Annotated in this window: 15 protein-coding genes; 12 read left to right on the forward strand and 3 right to left on the reverse strand. The window is 66.3% G+C overall.

Annotated features, from left to right (window positions below; translation table 11 throughout):
* Positions 1 to 115 precede the first annotated feature (115 nt).
* The 4 genes from C9F12_RS09370 (at position 116) to C9F12_RS09385 (ending at position 4586) form a co-directional block, all read left to right on the forward strand.
* Positions 116 to 691, forward strand: coding sequence for a DUF4124 domain-containing protein (locus C9F12_RS09370; protein WP_162816427.1), 576 nt, complete (start codon positions 116 to 118; stop codon positions 689 to 691).
* A gap of 299 nt (positions 692 to 990) precedes the next feature.
* Entirely contained in the window at positions 991 to 2040 is a 1050-nt protein-coding gene (gene glnL / locus C9F12_RS09375) for a nitrogen regulation protein NR(II) (protein ID WP_045992384.1), read from the forward strand.
* A complete protein-coding gene (ntrC, locus tag C9F12_RS09380; protein WP_045992383.1) occupies positions 2033 to 3448 on the forward strand; it encodes a nitrogen regulation protein NR(I) in 1416 nt (471 codons plus the stop codon). Before glnL ends, ntrC begins: the two co-directional genes overlap by 8 nt.
* Positions 3449 to 3617: 169 nt before the next feature.
* On the forward strand, positions 3618 to 4586 hold the full coding sequence (locus C9F12_RS09385; RefSeq protein WP_052704321.1) for a hypothetical protein: 969 nt from the start codon (positions 3618 to 3620) through the stop codon (positions 4584 to 4586).
* Between the two features lie 78 nt (positions 4587 to 4664).
* Here the strand turns inward: C9F12_RS09385 and C9F12_RS09390 are convergent, their stop codons facing one another.
* Complete coding sequence (locus C9F12_RS09390; RefSeq protein ID WP_108132164.1) at positions 4665 to 6482, reverse strand: aminopeptidase P family protein; 1818 nt, start codon at positions 6480 to 6482, stop codon at positions 4665 to 4667.
* 2 nt (positions 6483 to 6484) lie between these two features.
* The gene (locus tag C9F12_RS09395) at positions 6485 to 8068 is read right to left on the reverse strand and encodes a peptide MFS transporter (RefSeq protein WP_045992381.1); all 1584 of its coding nucleotides are present in this window, start codon (positions 8066 to 8068) and stop codon (positions 6485 to 6487) included.
* 301 nt (positions 8069 to 8369) lie between these two features.
* On the opposite strand from C9F12_RS09395, the gene C9F12_RS09400 reads away from it, so the two are divergent.
* The 7 genes from C9F12_RS09400 (at position 8370) to C9F12_RS09430 (ending at position 17251) form a co-directional block, all read left to right on the forward strand.
* On the forward strand, positions 8370 to 9326 hold the full coding sequence (locus C9F12_RS09400; protein ID WP_108448686.1) for a hydroxymethylglutaryl-CoA lyase: 957 nt from the start codon (positions 8370 to 8372) through the stop codon (positions 9324 to 9326).
* A 67-nt stretch (positions 9327 to 9393) separates the two neighbouring features.
* Positions 9394 to 10647: a CoA transferase gene (locus C9F12_RS09405; protein WP_108448687.1), complete on the forward strand. Its 1254-nt coding sequence runs from the start codon at positions 9394 to 9396 to the stop codon at positions 10645 to 10647.
* 175 nt (positions 10648 to 10822) lie between these two features.
* Positions 10823 to 11809, forward strand: coding sequence for a tripartite tricarboxylate transporter substrate-binding protein (locus tag C9F12_RS09410; protein WP_108448688.1), 987 nt, complete (start codon positions 10823 to 10825; stop codon positions 11807 to 11809).
* Positions 11810 to 11814: 5 nt separating this feature from the next.
* Positions 11815 to 12294 (forward strand): tripartite tricarboxylate transporter TctB family protein, encoded by a 480-nt coding sequence (locus tag C9F12_RS09415; RefSeq protein ID WP_162816428.1) that lies wholly within the window; start codon positions 11815 to 11817, stop codon positions 12292 to 12294.
* 2 nt (positions 12295 to 12296) lie between these two features.
* The gene (locus tag C9F12_RS09420) at positions 12297 to 13793 is read left to right on the forward strand and encodes a tripartite tricarboxylate transporter permease (RefSeq protein ID WP_108448690.1); all 1497 of its coding nucleotides are present in this window, start codon (positions 12297 to 12299) and stop codon (positions 13791 to 13793) included.
* Between the two features lie 184 nt (positions 13794 to 13977).
* Positions 13978 to 15315: a deoxyguanosinetriphosphate triphosphohydrolase gene (locus C9F12_RS09425; protein ID WP_045992376.1), complete on the forward strand. Its 1338-nt coding sequence runs from the start codon at positions 13978 to 13980 to the stop codon at positions 15313 to 15315.
* A gap of 217 nt (positions 15316 to 15532) precedes the next feature.
* Positions 15533 to 17251, forward strand: a complete 1719-nt coding sequence (locus C9F12_RS09430) for a BCCT family transporter (RefSeq protein ID WP_108448691.1) — start codon at positions 15533 to 15535, stop codon at positions 17249 to 17251.
* A 116-nt stretch (positions 17252 to 17367) separates the two neighbouring features.
* Here C9F12_RS09430 and C9F12_RS09435 read toward each other — a convergent pair whose 3' ends face one another.
* Positions 17368 to 18147 (reverse strand): hypothetical protein, encoded by a 780-nt coding sequence (locus tag C9F12_RS09435; protein WP_108448692.1) that lies wholly within the window; start codon positions 18145 to 18147, stop codon positions 17368 to 17370.
* Between the two features lie 133 nt (positions 18148 to 18280).
* Between C9F12_RS09435 and C9F12_RS09440 the strand changes: the two genes are divergently transcribed.
* Positions 18281 to 19042 (forward strand): ribonuclease I, encoded by a 762-nt coding sequence (locus C9F12_RS09440; protein ID WP_239452533.1) that lies wholly within the window; start codon positions 18281 to 18283, stop codon positions 19040 to 19042.
* Positions 19043 to 19116 lie beyond the last annotated feature (74 nt).

Below are 19116 nucleotides of genomic sequence, written 5' to 3' on the forward strand. Positions count from 1 at the left end.
CATCCTCGTCAGGGGAAGGTCGGCGAGGGCAATCACGATGATGCAGCGGTGGACGCGCAGGGCAGGCCGGGAGAGGGGCGAGAGCGCTCCCTCGTCGCCGAGTCGACCGTCACTGATGGCCATTGCCTTGCTGGCAGCGTCCGGGCTGGCGTTGCCGGTGGCAGAAACCGTGCCGGCGAGCACCATCTATCGCAGTATCGGTGCCGACGGCGTCGTGCGCTACAGCGATACCCCCTCGGCCGGCGCCCGCGCGCTGGCACCGCCGCCGTTGTCCAGCGCCCCTGCGCTGGATGTGGCGGCGCCCTCCAGGCCGACGGCGCCTTCAGTACCAGGCCCGGATAGCGACGCCGATATCTTCCAGCCCCACGATGTCCTGGCCATCGCCTCCCCGGCGGATGGCAGCGTGTTGCCAACGGGGTCCGGGGGAAGATTGAAGGTGCTGGCCGCGATCAGCCCGCCTACGGCGACGGGGGATCGCCTCGGCCTGGAGGTCGACGGTGTGCTCGCCACCAGCGTCACCGGCATCGGCCCACTGTGGCTCACCAATCTGGAGCGTGGCGAGCATCGCCTGGGCCTGGTGGTGCTGGCCCCGTCGGGAGAGGTGCGTCAACGCAGTGCCGATATCGTCATCCACGTACAGCGCGCCAGCCGCCTGCTTCCCGCCAACCCCATTCGTCCTGCGCCGCCTTGACCCGCGATCTGCGGGCCTTGTGCGGACAGTGATCCAGGCGAGACTCCCCTGCACCAGGTTGGTGCACTAAAATGGTGCGTAGGTGCGCCGACGGTGACCCGCCTCCTCGACAAAAGCACCGTCCTGGCGCCTGCGCGGCGGGAGTGCGCTACTGGTACCAAGGCTGGCCCGCTTCTTGCTTTGAATGTTGTTGTCTGACGCCTGCTCGAGGCCGAGACCTGGACCGCCACCATGGCATGCCGGCTTGGCGCCGTGGCGGCCTCTATCGAGCGGGCGCTTTGCCCCATCAGGATGGACCCATGACGCCTGGCATCATCGAACACCTCACAACTGCGGTCATGCTGCTCGACGGCGAGCTGCGACCGACCTGGATGAACCCGGCGGCCGAGACCCTGCTGGCGGTCAGCGCCAGTCGGGTTGCCGGCGTGGCGCTGACCGACTGGCTCAGCGGCGAGGATGATATCGCCGAGGTGCTGATACGGGCCCGGGATGGACAGCATCCCTATACCCAACGGGAGGCGCGGCTGGTCCTCGCCGGTGGAGACCCCCTGACGGTGGACTACACCGTGACGCCGCTGTCGCCTGACGAGCTGCTGCTGGAAATGGAGCCACGGGATCGGCTGTTGCGAATTTCCCGCGAGGAAGCGCTGCAGTCGCGCCAGGAAACCATGAAGGTGCTGGCACGGGGGCTGGCCCACGAGGTCAAGAACCCCCTGGGGGGGATTCGTGGCGCGGCGCAATTGCTCGAGCGTGACCTGGAGCAGACGCCGGCGCTCAAGGAGTACACCCGGATCATCATCGAAGAGGTGGATCGGCTCCGGGATCTGGTCGATTCCATGCTCGGGCCCAACCGGGTGAGTCGGCGAGAGCCGCTGAACATCCACCGGGTGCTGGAGCGGGTACGCGCGCTGCTGCTGGTCGAACAGCCGCGGGTGAGTATCGAGCGCGACTATGATCCCAGCCTGCCGGAGTTGACCGGCGATGAAGCCCAGTTGATCCAGGCGGTGCTCAATGTGGCCCGCAACGCCGTCCAGGCGCTGGTCGAGTCCGAGACACCGAACCCGGTGATGACCCTGAGGACCCGCGCGCGCCGCCAGTTCACCCTGGGCGCCCAGCGCCATCGTCTGGTCTGCGACGTCAGCGTGATCGACAACGGCCCGGGCGTCCCCGAGACGCTGCGCGAGACCCTGTTCTATCCGATGGTGTCCGGTCGTGCCGAGGGCAGCGGCCTGGGGCTGTCGATCGCCCAGTCGGTGCTGCACCAGCACGAAGGGCTGATCGAGTGCGAGTCCGAGCCCGGACGCACCGAATTCCGTCTGTTGATTCCCCTGGAGATGAGTCATGACTGATACCGCTCGTGTAATGATCGTCGACGACGACCGGGCCATACGCTGGGTGCTTGAGCGCGCCCTGGCGCAGCCGGACCTTGAGGTCGAGGCGGTCGAGCGGGCCGACGGTATCCTCGATCGACTGCTGGCCGAGCCGCCCGACGTGCTGGTCACCGATATCCGCATGCCAGGTATCGACGGACTCGATCTGATGGCCAAGGTGCGCCAGGTGCACCCGGACCTGCCGGTCATCGTGATGACCGCCCATTCCGACCTGGACAGTGCGGTGGCTTCCTATCAGGGCGGGGCCTTCGAGTACCTGCCCAAGCCGTTCGACGTGGACGAGGCGCTGGCCTTGGTGCGACGCGCGGTGGCCCACGTGCGCGAGCGCCAGCGGCCGGTCAGCGTGCCCGAAGGACTCGACGCCGAGATCATCGGTGAGGCGCCGGCGATGCAGGAGGTATTCCGGGCCATCGGGCGCCTGGCGCACTCGCATATCACGGTGTTGATCAACGGCGAGTCCGGGACCGGCAAGGAGCGCGTGGCGCGTGCGCTTCATCAGCACAGTCCCCGCGCCGCCAATCCCTTTATTGCCCTCAATATGGCGGCGATCCCCCGGGATCTGATCGAGTCGGAGCTGTTTGGCCACGAGAAGGGCGCCTTCACCGGCGCCAGCGCCAGTCGCCAGGGGCGCTTCGAGCAGGCCAACGGCGGCACCCTGTTCCTCGACGAGATCGGTGACATGCCGTCGGAGACCCAGACCCGGCTGTTGCGGGTGCTGGCCGACGGCGAGTTCTATCGGGTCGGTGGTCATACGCCGGTCAAGGTGGACGTGCGCATCATCGCCGCGACCCACCAGGACCTCGAGACGCTGGTCGCCGATGGCCGCTTTCGTGAGGATCTGTTCCATCGCCTCAACGTCATCCGCGTGCACCTGCCAAGGCTGTCCCAGCGGCGCGAGGATATTCCCCGGCTGGCGCGGCACTTCCTGGTCGAGGCTGCCAAGGAGCTGTCCACCGACGTCAAGGTGCTGACCCGCGAAGCCGAGGAGTTCCTGACCCGGGTGGACTGGCCCGGCAACGTGCGTCAGCTCGAGAACACCTGTCGCTGGCTGACGGTGATGGCCTCCGGGCGCGAGATCCTGGTCGAGGACCTGCCGCCGGAGCTGCGCGGCGGCGATGACAGCGCCGCAGGCGGGGACTGGCGTGAAGCCTTCCGCGCCTGGGCCGACAGCGCCCTGGCCTCGGGCCACACCCACCTGCTCGAGGAGGCGGTGCCGGACTTCGAGCGCATCCTTATCGAGACCGCGCTCAAGCACACCGCCGGGCGCAAGGGTGAGGCTGCCGAGCTGCTGGGCTGGGGGCGCAATACCTTGACCCGCAAGCTGAAGGTGCTGCTGCCGTCGCTGGCGGAAGACCAGGAGGTCTGAGCGGGCCGGGGCGGCGAGTCCGGGGGGGCACCGGTTTAACCAGCCTGCCCGGACCGGCCTACCCCAAGGGGCATATCATCAGCCTGTTATCGGTGGCCTAGAGTGGTGGCGACGTTGCACCGCTACTCTCGGCGTCGGGGGTAGCGTCACGATTCTGAGGCCTACCCCCATGAACCTTTCACGCTCTCGTCGGCTTGGCCTGGTGGCCATGTCGCTGGTTTTCATCTCGAGCCTCTCGCTTGCCCAGGAGCGGTCCTCGCCACGCACCGTACCGGCCAACAGCGAGCCCGCTGCCAGCAGCGAGGATCTTGCTGCCATCGCCAAGGAAACCACCAACCCGGTGGGATCGGCCTGGATGCTGTGGATGCAGAACGACTATACCCACCTGGACGGCGACGACTTCGACGGTCGCTGGTCCAATTCCTTCAAGTTCCAGCCGGTCATGTCCTTCCCCTTCGAGATGGCAGACGACAACTGGAACCTGGTGGTGCGCCCGGTGTTCCAGTACAACTCGAGCCCGATGGACGAGAGCTTCGGTACCCTGGCCCGGGGCGGCAGCCCGCTGGACATCGATCCCGACGAGTGGAGCCGCAATGCCCCCCATCGCGGGCGTACCGAGGGTCTGGGTGACACCGCCCTGGTGACCCTGGCTGGTCCGGCCCGCGCCGACGGCGTCATCTGGGGCCTGGGGCTGACCCAGATCTTCCCCACCGCCGAGCATGACGTGCTGGGCCAGGGCAAGTTCCAGGCCGGCCCGGCGGCCCTGATCGCGCGCCTGGCGCCCAATCCCGGCGGCTGGAACATGGGCCTGCTGGCTCAGCACTGGTGGTCCTACGCCGGCGAAGATGACCGCGAACACACCAGTCAGACCGATCTGCAGTACTTCCTCAACTACCGGCTCAGCGGCACCGAACTGGTGGGCATGACGCCCAACGTGCGCATCAACTGGGAGGCCGACAGCGGCGAGAAGGTCAACTTCCCGATCGGCCTGGGCTATTCCAACGTGGTCCGCATGGGCAGCACCCCGGTGCGCCTGGCCGCCGAGATCCAGCACAGCGTGATCCGCGGTGATGAGTGGGATGCGGACTGGAACTTCCGCTTGATGTTCATCCCGGTGGTCAAGAACCCGTTCATGTAACGGCGCTGGCAGCCTACGCAAAGGGGCCCCGCCATGGCGGGGCCCCTTTGCATCTGCGGCCGACCAGCAGGCCCGCTATCAGGCAAGCGTCAGCGGTTCGGTGCGGGCTTCGAGCCAGGCCAGCGCCTGGCCGTCGAGCCTCGGCGCCAGCCGGCGGCGGACCTCGTCGTGGTAGGCGTTGAGCCAGTCGATCTCGGCCTGATCCAGGGTGAACAGGTTCAGGCAGCGGGTGTCGATGGGACACAGGGTCAGGGTCTCGAACTCGAGGAAGTCGCCGAAGTCGCTGGGGGCCGCGGCGCGGTTGGCCACCAGGTTCTCGATGCGCACCCCCCACTGGCCGGGACGGTACACCCCAGGCTCGTTGGAGGTGATCATGCCTTCGCGCATGGCGGTATGTTCGGCGACGGAAGCGCCCGAGCTGATCACCTGGGGGCCTTCGTGGACGTTGAGGAAGTAGCCCACGCCGTGGCCGGTACCGTGACCGTAGTCGCGGCCGGTGGCCCACAGCGGCGCCCGCGCCAGAGCGTCCAGCCGCGAGGCGGCGATGCCCTCGGGGAAGCGCGCCCGCGACAGTGCGATCATGCCCTTGAGCACCAGGGTGCAGTCTTCGCGCTGAGCCTCACTGACGGTGCCGACCGGGACCATGCGGGTGATATCGGTGGTGCCACCGCGGTACTGGCCGCCGGAGTCGATCAGCAACAGGCCGTCGCCCTCGATCACCGAATGGGCCTCCTGGGTCGCGCGGTAGTGGGGCAGGGCACCGTTGGCGTTGAAGGCGGCGATGGTATTGAAGCTCTCGCAGACGAAGTCCTCGTCCTTGGCGCGTTCCTCGTACAGGCGGGCTTCGACGTCCAGCTCGGTGACCCGTTCGCCGGCGGCGAAGGCGGCCTCCAGCCAGGCGAAGAAGCGACACAGGGCCGCGCCGTCGGCTTCCATGGCCTGACGCACGAAGCCGAGCTCGTGGGCTGTCTTGATGCCCTTGGCCAGGGTGCTGGGCTGGAAGGCTTCGACCACGGTCATCTCGTCCGGCAGGGCCTGGCGGGTCCCCAGCGTCAGCCGGGCCGGATCGATCAGTACCCGTTCGTCCCGCGGCAGGGCGGACAGCCGCGCCGCCCAGTCGGCGTAGTCGGCCACCTCGACGCCATCGGCCTTGAGCGCATCGACCAGTTCGGGAGCGAGCTTGCCAGGTGCCACGAACAGGGTGGCGGTGGCGCGACCGATCAGCAGGTGGGACAGGAACACCGGATTGAAGCCCACGTCGGCACCGCGCAGGGTGGTCAGCCAGGCGATGTCGTCCAGCGTCGACACCAGATGCCAGTCGGCGTGGTGCTCGGCCATGGCCGTGCGTACCCGGTCCAGACGCTGGCGCCGGGTCTCGTCCAGATAGCGGCCGGCGTGGGGTTCGATGGCCCCGCTCGGCAGGCTCGGGCGATCGCGCCAGATCTCGTCGAGCAGGTCGCTGTCGCCGCGCAGGACGACGCCCCGTTCACCCAGGATGTCCTCGAACTGGCGGCCGTGGGCCAGGGACACCACCTGGGCGTCGTAGCCCAGGGTGTCGCCGGCCTCGAGACGCTCGGCCAGCCACTGCATCGGTGCGCTGGCCTGGCCCTGGGTCAGCTTCATCATGCTGATGCCGGTGCCGGCGAGTTGTGCCTCGGCCTGCACGAAGTAGCGGCTGTCGACCCACAGGCCGGCCTCGTCCTGGGTCACCACCAGGGTACCCACCGAGCCGTCGAAGCCGGACAGCCACTCGCGACCGGCCCAGTGCTCGGGCAGGTATTCGCTGTTGTGCGGATCGCTGGACGGTAACCACCAGGCATCGATGGCGTGGCGGCGCATCGCCTCGCGCAGATCGCTCAAGCGTTGGCGAGCGGTATCGGCACTGGCTGAGGTCATGCTCAGACTCCTGTTCTGACAATGGCTTCGGCGTCCGCGCGGTGGGCGGCCGCCGGATCGATAAGACGGTGATGCTTCAGCATGCGCTTGAACACCGGCACGAGCAACAGCAGCACCCCGGCGAAGATCACCAGAGCGATGGCCGACCGCCCGAACAGTTCCGGCAACTGCTGAAGCTCCTCGGCGTTGACGTGACCGCCGATCAAGCCAGCCACCAGGTTGCCGAGGGCGGCGCCGGTGAACCACAGGCCCATCAACTGGCCCTGGGTGCGACGCGGCGACAGCCCCGACATGGTGGACAGCCCCACCGGCGACAGGCACAGCTCGCCCAGGGTCAACAGCAGCATGCTGCCGACGATCCACCAGGGTGACACCAGCCCTGTGCCTGTCAGTACCTGTTGCGCCGCCAGCACCATCAGGCCAAAGCCGCAGGCTGCGAGCAGCAGGCCGAGGACGAACTTCATCGGGCTGCCCGGTTCCAGTCGGCGACGACCGAGCGCCGGCCACAGCCAGCCGAACAGCGGACCCAGCAGCACGATGAATACCGGGTTCAACGACTGGAACCACAGGGTGGGGACCTCCCAGCCCATCACGTTGCGGTCGGTGTAGTTGGCCGCGAACAGGTTATAGGAGGTGGGCTGCTGCTCGAAGGCGGCCCAGAAGAAGGCGGCGGCGACGATCAGCACAAAGCAGATGGTGACGCGAATACGCTCGTCACCGCTGAGTCCAGAGAACAGCATCAGGTAGGCAAAGAAGCCCAGCGAGGCGACGATCAGCACGCTGGTCATGGCCTCGGCCACCGCGCGCGCGTCGATGGTCACCACGCCGGTGGCGACCAGCGCCACCAGGGCGGCGATCAGCGCCAGGCACAGCGACACGACGGGGCCGACGTGACGACGGCGCTGGGCCGGGGCGTCCCAGGTGGAGGCGCGGCCGCGCTCGGCGTCGGCGCGCTGCATGGCGGGCACCGCCCACAGGCGAAACAGCAGCAGTGCGATCAGCATGCCAAGGCCGCCCATGGCGAAGCCCCAGTGCCAGCCCAACGAGTCCATCAATAGCCCGGTGAACAACGGCGCGAACAGGCTGCCGATGTTGATGCCCATGTAGAAGATGGCGAAGCCGCCGTCGCGGCGCACGTCGCTTTCGTCATACAGGCTGCCGACCATCACCGAGATGCAGGTCTTGAACAGCCCGGTGCCGAGCACGATGAAGATCAGCCCGACAAAGAAGGCGACGGCACCGAGCAGGGCCGACAGCGCGATGGACAGATGACCGAAGGCGATCAGGATGGAGCCGTACCACACCGCCCGGCGCTGGCCGAGCCAGTTGTCGGCGAGCCAGCCGCCGGGCAGCGCGGCCAGGTAGATGGCGCCACCGTAGATGCCGACGATGGCAGCGGCGGTCTTGGGGTCGAAGCCGAGCCCGCCGTCGAACAGTGAGGCGGCGATGAACAGCACCAGCATGGGGCGAATGCCGTAGAACGAAAAGCGCTCCCACATCTCGGTGAAGAACAGTGGCCCCAGGGCGCGGGGGTGACCAAAGAAGCCCTTGTCGGCGGCCGAGCCGTCGGAGGAAGTGGATTGCATGAAACCAGGCCTTTTCAGGGTGGGAAGGCGAACGTCGACGCCTCTACATCAAGCGCCCCGGGACGGAGGCGGCATGCGAACAGAAAAACGTGTGAAGAACACGATAATGTGCGAGTCCGCAACAAAAATTGCTGTGGATCACGATTTGGGCGGTGAATTTTATGGAAATCACCGGTCAAGGGGAATACCTCTGCGGTCTGGCACCGTCAGCGTACGGACGTCTCAGCGAAAAGGCGTATGTCCAACATGAGCCAATAGCCTCTATATTGGTGAAATATCGACTTTTAGGGACTTCTTCGCCATGACGTCATCGCCGCCCCAGCGAGCACCTGCCAGAATCGAACTGACCGAAGTGGGGCTTCGTGATGGCCTGCAGAACGAGGCGCGGGTGCTGTCCACCGAGCACAAGCTCGAACTGCTGCACGGGCTTCACCGGGCCGGACTCAGGCGCTTCGAGCTGACGTCTTTCGTCAGTCCCCGGGCGGTACCGGCGCTGGCCGACGCCGCGGAACTGGTGGCCGCCGCCAAGGGGTTGGCGGATGCCCGCTTCAGCGCCCTGGTGCCCAACCTGCGCGGTGCCGAGCGCGCACTGGAGGTGGGCATCGATCGGGTGGTGCTGTTCGTGTCCGCTTCCGAGACCCACAACGCGCGTAACGTCAATCGCTCGATCGACGCCTCCCTGGCCGGTTTCGCCGATATCGTCGAGCGTCTGTCCGGCAGCGGTATCGAGGTACAGGGCGCCATCGCCACGGCCTTCGGCTGTCCCTTCGAGGGTGACCTGCCGGCCGGGCGCATCGGTGAGCTGGCGCGTCGCCTCGGCGAACTGGGTATCGATGACCTCACCCTTGGCGATACCACCGGCATGGCCACGCCCGCCGTGGTCTCGCGGGTGGTGGGTGAGATCGCCGAACAGGCCCCAGCGGCGCGGCCGATCCTGCACTTTCACAATACCCGGGGCCTGGCGTTGGCCAACGTCATGCAGGGGCTGTCGCTTGGCGTCACGCGCTACGAAAGTGCGGTCGGTGGTCTTGGCGGCTGTCCCTTCGCCCCAGGCGCCAGCGGCAATCTGGCCACCGAGGAGCTGATCTACCTGCTCGAGGAGCTGGGATATGACACCGGCATATCGCTGGAGTCCTTGATCGAGGTGGCGGGGCTTGCCGCGCGGCGACTGGAACGTGCGCCGGGCTCCCAGCTGGCCCGGGCCGGCACTCGGCTCAGGCTGCATCGGCCCGATGCGGTGCCCACCGCGAAGGGCTGAGTCAGATCCCTGAACCTGGCAAGACCAGACGACACCACCACAGACATACCGACGGATACGCAAACCTATGGATGCTAGCCCCGGCAGGGATGACAGCGACGACCCGCGGCCATCGACCCAGGACGCCACCGGCCTTGCCCCGGGCAGCCTGGCCGGCATACGTGTGATCGATTTGACCCGGGTGATCTCCGGCCCCTTCGCCAGCCAGATGCTGGGGGATCACGGCGCCGAGGTGATCAAGATCGAGACCCCGGGGGAGGGCGACGTGGTGCGCCGCCAGGGCAATATGGTCAACGGCTTCAGCGCCTATTTTGCCCAGTTCAACCGCAACAAGCGCTCGATCACCCTCAATCTGCGCGAGCCCGAGGGACGCCAGATCCTGAACCGCCTGCTCGAGGACGCCGACGTGCTGGTGGAGAACTTCCGCCCCGGGGTGCTGGCCAAGATGGGGCTCGACGACGACACCCTGAGGCAGCGCTTCCCGCGCCTGGTGGTGGGGCGGATCAACGGCTTCGGATCCACCGGGCCCTACCGCGACCGACCCGCCTACGATTTTGTCGCCCAGGCCATGAGCGGCTTCATGGGCGTCAACGGGGTCGAGGGGGGCGAGCCGATGCGCGCCGCGCCACCGATCAGCGACATGGTGGCGAGCCTCAACCTGGCCTTCGGGGTCAGCGCGGCACTGGTGCGCCGCGAGCGTACCGGCCAGGGCGAGATTCTCGAGACCGCCCTGACCAACGGTCTGGTGGCGATGCTGGGCTATCTGGCGGCGGAGTACTTCGCCACCGGCGAGGTCCCCCGACGTACCGGCAATGACCATCCCATGCTCTACCCCTACGGCCTGTTCGAGGCCAGCGATGGCGAGGTCGCCATCGCCCCCAGCAGCGAGACCATGGTGCGTCGTCTGCTGGAGGCGCTGGGTCGTGTCGATCTGCTCGAGCAGCCGCGCTTCGCCGACAACGCCCAGCGCATGGCGCACCGCGAGGCGCTGCGCGAGATCCTCAACGAGGTGACGCGCCGGCGCAGTGTGGACGACTGGATCGAACACCTGAACACCGCCGGCGTGCCCTGTGGCCGAGTGCAGGATCTGCGCGAGACCTTCGATGACCCCCAGATCATCGACCAGCGCATGCGCCTGACCCTGGATCAGGGCGAGGCCGGACAGATCGCCACCACCGGCTTTCCGGTGAAGATGCGCGAGGCCCCGGCGATGATCCAGCGACCGGCGCCACAGCTTGGCGAGCATACCGACGAGGTACTGGCCGAACTCGGCTTCGGTGCCGACGAGTGTCGGGCGTTGCGCCAGCGCGGGATCGTCTAGGCTGGGTGGCGGTCCCCGCCGGACAACGCCAGGCGAGTGGCCGCGCAAGATGGCGACTCGACAACCGCCAGGCAATCCGCCGGATGGCCGGTGCCGGCTGGTGACAACGATGCAGGACCGCAGGACCGCAACACCCACAACGAAAACGCCAACAACGAAAAACAAGGAGCCTTCCATGCCCTCGACTCTGACCACTCGCCTTGGCCTGCCGCTGCTCGCGCTCGGCCTCGGTGTCTCGACCTCGGCCAGCGCCCTGCCCATCGACGAGTGCATCGCCCCGGCCGACCCCGGTGGCGGCTGGGACTTCACCTGCCGCAGCGTCGGCAAGCTGCTCACCGACCTGGAACTGACCGACGGCTCGGTGCAGGTCACCAACATGCCCGGCGGTGTCGGTGCGGTGGCCTTCTCCAACGTGGCCTCCAAGCGTGCCGATGACAGCAACCTGATCGTCGCCACCAGCACCGTGGGCATGACCCAGATTGCCCAGGGTCGCTATCCCGGGGGTGCCGAGACCATGCGCTGGCTGGGCATGCTCGGTACCGACGTCGGCGTCATCCTGGTCGACGACGAGAGCGAGTACGAGTCCCTCGAGCAACTGCTGGAGGCCATCGTCGCCGATCCGACCTCGGTGGCCATGGCCGGCTCCAGCGGTGCCGGTGGCTGGGATCACATTCGGGCATTGATGCTGGCCAAGGCCGCGGGCCTGCCCGGCGACCAGGTCGGCGCCCTGCGCTGGGTGCAGTTCGACGGCGGCGGCCCCGCGGTAACCCAGATGATGGGCAACCACGTGGACGTGGTTTCCACCGACCTGGGCGAGGTCGCCGGCTTCATCGAGTCCGGTGACGTGCGGGTGCTGGCGGTGATGTCGGATGATCCGCTGCCCGAGCCCTTCGACGAGCTGCCCACCGCGGTCAGCCAGGGCTATGACGTCACCGGCTACAACTGGCGCGGCTTCTATACCGGCGGCGAGGTCTCCGACGAGGACTACGCCAGCATGGTCGAAGACCTCGAGAACCTTTACGCCAGCGACGAGTGGAAGGACGTGGCAGCCCAGAATGGCCTGGTGCCGCTGTGGCGTGGCGGTGACGACTTCTCGAGCTTCGTCGAGGAATCCATCCAGCGCGTCGAGGCCATCTCGCGCGAGATCGGGGTTATTCAATGAGTCAGATGAGCGACCTCGACGCTCACCAGAATCGCCGGCCGGCCCAGGTCGGCGATCGCCTGGCCGGCGCGGTGCTGCTGGTGCTGGCGCTGGGGGCCTGGTGGCATTCTCATAGCTTCGTCACCGGCTTCATGCAGCCGGTGGGGCCGGGGGCTTTCCCCCGGCTGGTCAGCCTGCCGCTGGCGGCGCTGTCGGCCTACCTGATCCTGCGCCCGGGCTTCAACGAGCGCTGGCCGGATCGTGCCGGCCTGGCCCGGCAGCTAGCGGTGCTGCTGCTGCTGGCGGCCTATGCTGGCCTGCTCGAGCCGCTGGGGTTTGTTCCCGCCACCCTGGCCTGCGCCATTGTCCTGACGCGGCTGTTCGGCGCGGCCTGGGGCCAGGCGCTGATCGCCGGCACAGGACTGGCGCTGGGGCTGTACGCACTGTTCGAGTTTGCCCTCGGCATGCCCTTGCCGGACGTGCCCTGGTGGGGAGGGGGACACTGATCATGGAAACGCTTGCCTTTCTTGCCCAGGGCTTCGCCGTGGCGACCCAGCCGGAATTTCTACTGCTGGCGCTGATCGGCTGCGCCGTGGGAACCCTGATCGGGGCGCTGCCAGGGCTCGGCCCGGTCAACGGGGTGGCGCTGATGATCCCGCTGGCCTTCAACTTCGGCCTGGATCCCACCGCCGCGCTGATCCTGCTGGTCAGCGTCTACTATGGCTGCATGTACGGTGGGCGGATCAGTTCCATCGTGCTCAATATCCCTGGCGACGAGCCGGCGATGATGACCACTCTGGACGGCTACCCGATGGCGCTCAAGGGGCGCGGAGGCGAGGCCCTGGGGCTGTCGGCGGTGGCTTCCTTCGTCGGCGCCACCATCGCCACCATCGGGCTTACGCTGTTCGCGCCGCTGTTGGTGGACCTGGCGATCAAGTTCGGTCCGGCCGAGTACTTCGCGCTGTTCCTGCTGGCCTTTGCCACCATCGGCGGGGTGACCAGCGGCAGCTTTACCAAGAGTTTCATCGCCGCCTGTCTGGGCCTGCTGCTGGGGACCGTGGGCATCGACCCGGTGTCCAGCGTCGCGCGCTACACCTTCGGTACCTTCGAGCTCTATGACGGCATCGACTTTATCGTGGCCCTGGTGGGCCTGTTCGCCATCTCCGAATGCCTGGTGTTTCTCGAACAGCGCCATGACGCCGACAAGCCGCATATCAAGCTGGGCTCGGCCTGGCCGGGGATGAAGGCGTCGCTGTCGTGCAAGGGCACCATCGGTCGTGGCTCGCTGATCGGCTTCGTCTCCGGGGTGCTGCCCGGCGCCGGCGCCTCGCTCGGCAGCTTCCTGTCCTACATGCTCGAGAAGCGCTGGCTGGGAGCCAAGGGGGACTTCGGCAAGGGCGACCCGCGCGGTGTGGCCGCGCCCGAGGCAGGCAACAACGCCGCCGCCGGTGGCGCGCTGATTCCGATGCTGTCGCTGGGCATTCCCGGCAGCGGCACCACCGCGATTCTGCTGGCCCTGCTGCTGTCGATGAACATCACCCCGGGGCCGCTTTTGTTCGCCCAGCAGCCCGAGATGGTGTGGGGGCTGGTGGCAGCGCTGTTTATCGGCAACATCATGCTGCTGGTGCTCAACGTACCGCTGGTGGGACTGTTCGCCCGGGTGCTGCAGGCCCCGAGCTGGCTGCTGATGCCGATGGTGGTTCTGATCGCCTTTGTCGGGGTCTATTCGCTCAATAACAGCCCCTTCGATCTGTACATGATGCTGGCCTTCGGGGTGCTCGGCTATGTGCTCAGAAAGCTCGAGATTCCCACCGTGCCGGTGGTGCTCGGCCTGCTGCTGGGCGGGCAGATGGAGTTCAACCTGCGCCGGGCGATGTCGATCAGCGGTGGTGACTGGAGCATCCTGGTCAACAGCGGGATCTCGATCGGGATCTACGCCTTCGCCGCCACCCTGATCGTGGCCGGAGCGGTCTACGCCATGATGCTCAAGCGTCGGCTGGCGTAGAGAAGCGTCGCTAAAGCGTCGCTAAAGAAAGAGGGCCCGGTGGAGGTGTATCCACCGGGCCTTTCCATCGACTTTCCATCGATGCGCCTAGGGCCTGTCATGAGGGTCCTGGCGACCTCGCGGTCGTGGCCTTGCAGGTGTCGTCCCGGGTGTCAGAATGGAGGGCCACAAGGAGGGGCCATCGATGAAGACCATGAACTGGGAACGACTGCTCGATCCGGGCCGACTGCACGATCCGCGTGGCGGGACTCGTGACGAGGTGGGACGCAGTCCCTTCCACAAGGATCACGATCGCATCGTCTTCGCCGGCTCCTTTCGTCGCCTGGGACGCAAGACCCAGGTGCATCCCCTCACCGACAACGACCATATCCACACCCGCCTGACCCACTCGCTTGAAGTGGGCTGCGTCGGCCGCTCCCTGGGCATGAGCGTGGGCGAGCTGCTGCGTGACCGCCTGCCCGACTGGATCACTCCGGCGGATCTGGGGGTAATCATCCAGGCGGCCTGTCTGGGGCACGACATCGGCAACCCACCTTTTGGCCATGCCGGTGAATACGCCATCCGCGACTGGTTCAAGTGCGCCGAGGTCAACGGCAGCGGGCTGCTCGATGGACTGTCGCCGCTGGAGCGCGAGGACCTGCTGACCTACGAAGGCAACGCCCAGGGCTTTCGTATCGTCACCCAGATCGAGTACAACCAGTTTCGCGGCGGCATGCGCCTGACCGCAGCGACCCTCGGTACCCTGCTCAAGTATCCGTGGACGGTGACCCACGGTGGCAAGGCCGGCAAGTTCGGCTGCTATCAGAGCGAACTCGGTGCACTTGAGCAGGTGGCCGACCATCTGGGACTGATTCCCCAGGGCGAGCACCGCTGGTGTCGCCATCCGCTGGCCTGGCTGGTGGAGGCCGCCGATGACATCTGCTACGCCCTGCTTGACCTCGAGGACGGGGTGGAGATGGATATCCTGGCCTTCGACGAGGTGGCCGAGATCCTGACCCAGATCGCCGGTGGCGAGCCGTCGGACTACGCCGAGATGAACCGAGCCGGTGTGTCTCAACGCCGGCGTATCGCGGCGCTGCGAGGGGCGGCCATGGAGCGAGCGGTCACCGACGTGGGCCAGGTGTTCGTCGAGCATGAGCAGGAGCTGCTTTCCGGGACGCTTCAGGATGACCTGCTGGAGCTGTGCCACCCGGATCTGGACTGGGGGGTCAAGCTGGCCAAGCAGCTGGCGCGCAAGCGCATCTTCCGCAATACCCGCAAGGCCAAGCTGGAGATCGGTGCCTACACCACCCTCGGCATTCTGCTCGAGGCCTTTATCGGCGCGGCCCACGAGTTGCACCACACCGGCCATTCGAGCTTCAAGCACCAACGGGTGCTGGCGCTGATCGGCGAGAACACCCCGCTGCCGTCCTGGTCCCTGTACGACAGCTATCGACGCATGCTCGACTTTATCGGTGGGATGACGGACCACTACGCGGTCGACCTGGCGCAAGAGATGGGCGGAAAGCTACGCGGTGATTGAACGGTTGTAGGCGAGCCGCTCGAGCGCGATTCTCAAGCGGTCGACCTGGCCCAGGAGGTGGGCGGCAAACTATGTGGTGATTGAACCAGGGCGTTCCGGCCAAGGGAGTCCAGCGGCGGACGATAGGGCGTTTGTCGCTGCGCGGCTTAAGTCAATGGATGACGTTTGATGCAGCAAGACTGCGTATACTGGGGAAAACGATAACAAGGTATGGCCCGTGAAAAGGAAATCCTCCCCCGCCTCTTCCGATCAAGGCTTTGATGCGATCGACAAGCCCACCTTCTTCGGTTCGCTGTTTCTCCTCCTTGCTGTCACTCTGCCTCTGGTGGTGTTCCCCGAACAGGGGGCAACCTGGGTCATCGCGGCCAAGAACTTCATTACCAATGAGCTCGGTGTGCTGTATCTGGCCCTGGGGCTCGGGGCCAGCGGCTTCATGCTGTTCATCGTGTTCAGCGATATCGGCCAGATCAAGCTGGGTGACCCTGAGGAGCAGCCGGAGTTCTCGACCCTGTCCTGGGCGGCGATGCTGTTCTGCGCCGGTATCGGCGCCTCGATCCTCTACTGGTCGATGATCGAGTGGATCTACTACTACCAGGCGCCACCCTTCCATGTGGAACCTCAGTCGCCGGATGCGGCACGCTGGGCGGCGGCCTACGGTATCTTCCACTGGGGGCCGGTGGCCTGGTCGATCTATCTGATCCCGGCGATTCCCATTGCCTACTTCTACTACGTGCGCAATCACAGCGTGCTCAAGATCAGCGAGGCGCTGATGCCGGTGCTGGGCGAGAGCCGAGCCCACCGCTGGCCGGGCAAGCTGATCGACGTGCTGTTCGTGTTCGGTATGCTGGGCGGCGGTGCCACCACCCTGGGACTGGCGGCGCCCTTGATCAACGAGGGGCTGCATGAGCTGTTCGGTTTTCCGAAGACCCTGGCGACGCGCATCTTCGTGCTGATGCTGTGTACCGTTGTCTTCGGCTACAGCGCCTTCGTCGGCCTCAAGAAGGGCATCAAGGTGCTGTCGGACATCAACTTCTGGCTAGCGGTATCGCTGCTGACCTTCGTCTTCATCGTCGGGCCGACCCAGTTCATGGCCAGCACCGGCCTGGATGCCCTTGGCAGGGTGCTCAGCAATCTGGTGCACATGGGCACCTGGACCGAGCCCTTCGCCCGCTTCGAGAATTTCCAGGACACCCACTTCCCTCAGGACTGGACCATCTTCTACTGGGCCTGGTGGCTGGTGTTCGCCCCCAGCGTCGGCCTGTTCATCGCGCGCATCTCCCGCGGCCGCACCATCCGCTCCATGGTCGCGGGCTCGATCTTCTTCGGTACCCTGGGATGCGCCCTTTTCTTCATCATCCTCGGCAACTACGGTCTCTACCTGCAGCTGTCCGGCACCCTGGATCTGGTCACCATCCTTAATGAGCAGAGCCCCACGGCGGCGATCTTCGCGACCCTGTCGACCCTGCCGCTGAGCTACCTGGTGATCTTCGCCTTCACCCTGCTGGCGCTGATCTTCACCGCCACCACTTTCGACTCCATCTCCTACATCCTGGCGGCGGTGGTACAGAAGGAGGTCGACGAGGAACCGATGCGCTGGAATCGACTGTTCTGGGCCTTTGCGCTGTCGTTCATGCCGGCGGTGCTGATGTTCATCGGTGGACTCGAGACCCTGCAGACGGCCTCGGTGGTAGGGGGGGTGCCCTTGCTGCTGGTGGCGCTGTTGTTGTGCATCTCGACCGTGCGGGCGGCCCACTACGATCTGCGCTATCAGCCCGACTACACCGACAAGGAAATCTATATCGAGGAATTCCCCGAGGATGATCCCTGGACCGAGGAAGGCACCTGGGAGTTGCCGGAAGGGGAGCACCACGGTGTCGCTCATGACGACAAGCCCCACCAGGAGGGCGACCCGGCGAGCCATCCTTCACGGCTGTAATCAGCGCTCAACGCCGACTGCCCGGGCCACCGTCATTGCGACGGTGGCCCGTTTTCTTGTGGTCGATCTTGTGAAGGGGGATAGCTCCGAGAGCGGCGACCAGCAAGGCTCAAGGATCAGGCCGCCTGGCGCCAGCTATCCTGCTCGAGGTGTTCGATGATCGCCTCTCCCACGCTGGTCTCGGGGGAGTCGATGCCCTGGTTGCCGAACAGCCGGTTGAACTCCAGCACCATCGGGGCGTCGTCGACCATGGCGATGTCGAAGCCGGCATGATCGATGCCCAGGCGCTGGGCCAGGGTGGTGGCAAGCTCGATGGCGGAGGCCGGTACCGGGTCGTGGCGGATCTCGCCGCCGCGTGCCACATTGGTGCGAAAGTCGCCCAGCGGGCTCTCGCGCCAGTAGGCGGCCAGCACCCTGCGCCCGACCACCACGATGCGCAGGTCGCGTTCGATGGGCAGGTAGCGCTGGGCGTAGAGCAGATTCTCGCTGGACAGGTGATCGATCAGCGCCTCGCGGGAGCGAATCAGGCGCACGCCTTCGCCCATGGAGCTGCGCACCCGCTTGACCACGAACGGGTAGCCGAAGCGCGCCTCCACCTGGTGGATGGCGTCTGAATTGACCCCGAGGATGGCGGTATCGGGCGTTGCCTCGGGGCAGCAGGCCTGGAAGGCGCGGGTCTGTTCGATCTTGTCGTGACCCAGGTGATAGCTGGGTAGACTGGGAAAGACGCGCGGATTGAGGCCGTAGGCCAGGGCATTGATCTGCCAGTATTCGGGGAACAGCAGGGCGTCGGCATCGGCCAGGGCCTGGCGATGGTCATTCATGTGCTCAGGCTTGATGTATCGCGCCCCCGGGACCCCCAGACTCCGTAACGGATCGAAGGTGATCAGGTTCATGAGACAGTCATCCGAGAAAGACGAAAGAGGATTGAAGCGAGGCGGCGCACCTTGCCAACTGTGGTCGCCGATTGCAAGGCGGCAGGGCGGCCGGGGAGCCCGTCGACGGCAACCATGGCGCGCGCTGGCTGCGGTGCTGCTGGCCCTCACCATGGTCGCTGGCGCCCAGGCCCACGAGCCGCAGGAGCAGCGTGAGGCACTGGAGGATCTCGAGCGAGAGCACTTCGATCATTATGTGCTGGCGCTGACCTGGCATCCCGGGTTCTGCGCCAGCCGTCGTCAGCCGCCACGAGAGTGCCGGGATCCGTCGCTGATGGTCGGGGCCGACGATGGCTTCGTGATCCACGGGCTGTGGCCGTCACGCCCCGTCAGGCTGATCTCACAGGGCGTCAGTGTCAGCGAGTGGCGCCGCCAGGGCTGCTTTCTTGAACGCCCGAGGCCAGCGGGCGATTTCTGCCAGGCAGGGCCTGCCATCGATATCGGCTCATCGCTTGAACAGGAGCTCGACGACGCCATGCCCGGCAGGGCCAGCTGCCTCGACCGTTACGAGTACGCCAAGCACGGTGCCTGCCTGTCGATCAGCGATGATGACTTCTTCGACGGTGCCCTGGCGCTGACCGAGATCGTCAACGCCGGGGCCCTGGGGGACTTCATGCGGGACAATCGAGGCTCGACGGTCAGGCGCAATGCGCTGATCGCGGCCTTCGAGGAGGCTTTCGGCCGGGGTACCGGCAGCTCCCTGTCGCTGCAGTGCGGGGGCTCGGGCAACCGACTGCTCACCGAGGTGCGCATCGGCCTGGAGGCGGAGCATATCGATGACTTTCCGGCCAGAAAGAGTTTCGCTCCGGTGGATCATGGACGCTGCCCCAGCCGGATCGAGCTGCGCCGCTTCTAGGGCTCGTCCGAAAAGTGCCTGCGCTCGGTAATACTGCGTTAAAAATCGTCTGGTGCGCCAGCCCGGTCAAAATG

The organism is Halomonas sp. BN3-1 (assembly GCF_003056325.1).
GTDB lineage: Bacteria > Pseudomonadota > Gammaproteobacteria > Pseudomonadales > Halomonadaceae > Halomonas > Halomonas litopenaei.

Coding starts and splice junctions, on each gene's coding strand:
- C9F12_RS09405 (WP_108448687.1), top strand. CDS start 9,394: ATGGATGCTAGCCCCGGCAGGGATGACAGCGACGACCCGCGGCCATCG.
- C9F12_RS09415 (WP_162816428.1), top strand. CDS start 11,815: ATGAGCGACCTCGACGCTCACCAGAATCGCCGGCCGGCCCAGGTCGGC.
- glnL (WP_045992384.1), top strand. CDS start 991: ATGACGCCTGGCATCATCGAACACCTCACAACTGCGGTCATGCTGCTC.
- C9F12_RS09400 (WP_108448686.1), top strand. CDS start 8,370: ATGACGTCATCGCCGCCCCAGCGAGCACCTGCCAGAATCGAACTGACC.
- C9F12_RS09425 (WP_045992376.1), top strand. CDS start 13,978: ATGAAGACCATGAACTGGGAACGACTGCTCGATCCGGGCCGACTGCAC.
- C9F12_RS09385 (WP_052704321.1), top strand. CDS start 3,618: ATGAACCTTTCACGCTCTCGTCGGCTTGGCCTGGTGGCCATGTCGCTG.
- C9F12_RS09410 (WP_108448688.1), top strand. CDS start 10,823: ATGCCCTCGACTCTGACCACTCGCCTTGGCCTGCCGCTGCTCGCGCTC.
- C9F12_RS09395 (WP_045992381.1), bottom strand. CDS start 8,068: ATGCAATCCACTTCCTCCGACGGCTCGGCCGCCGACAAGGGCTTCTTT.
- C9F12_RS09390 (WP_108132164.1), bottom strand. CDS start 6,482: ATGACCTCAGCCAGTGCCGATACCGCTCGCCAACGCTTGAGCGATCTG.
- C9F12_RS09420 (WP_108448690.1), top strand. CDS start 12,297: ATGGAAACGCTTGCCTTTCTTGCCCAGGGCTTCGCCGTGGCGACCCAG.
- ntrC (WP_045992383.1), top strand. CDS start 2,033: ATGACTGATACCGCTCGTGTAATGATCGTCGACGACGACCGGGCCATA.
- C9F12_RS09435 (WP_108448692.1), bottom strand. CDS start 18,147: ATGAACCTGATCACCTTCGATCCGTTACGGAGTCTGGGGGTCCCGGGG.
- C9F12_RS09370 (WP_162816427.1), top strand. CDS start 116: ATGGCCATTGCCTTGCTGGCAGCGTCCGGGCTGGCGTTGCCGGTGGCA.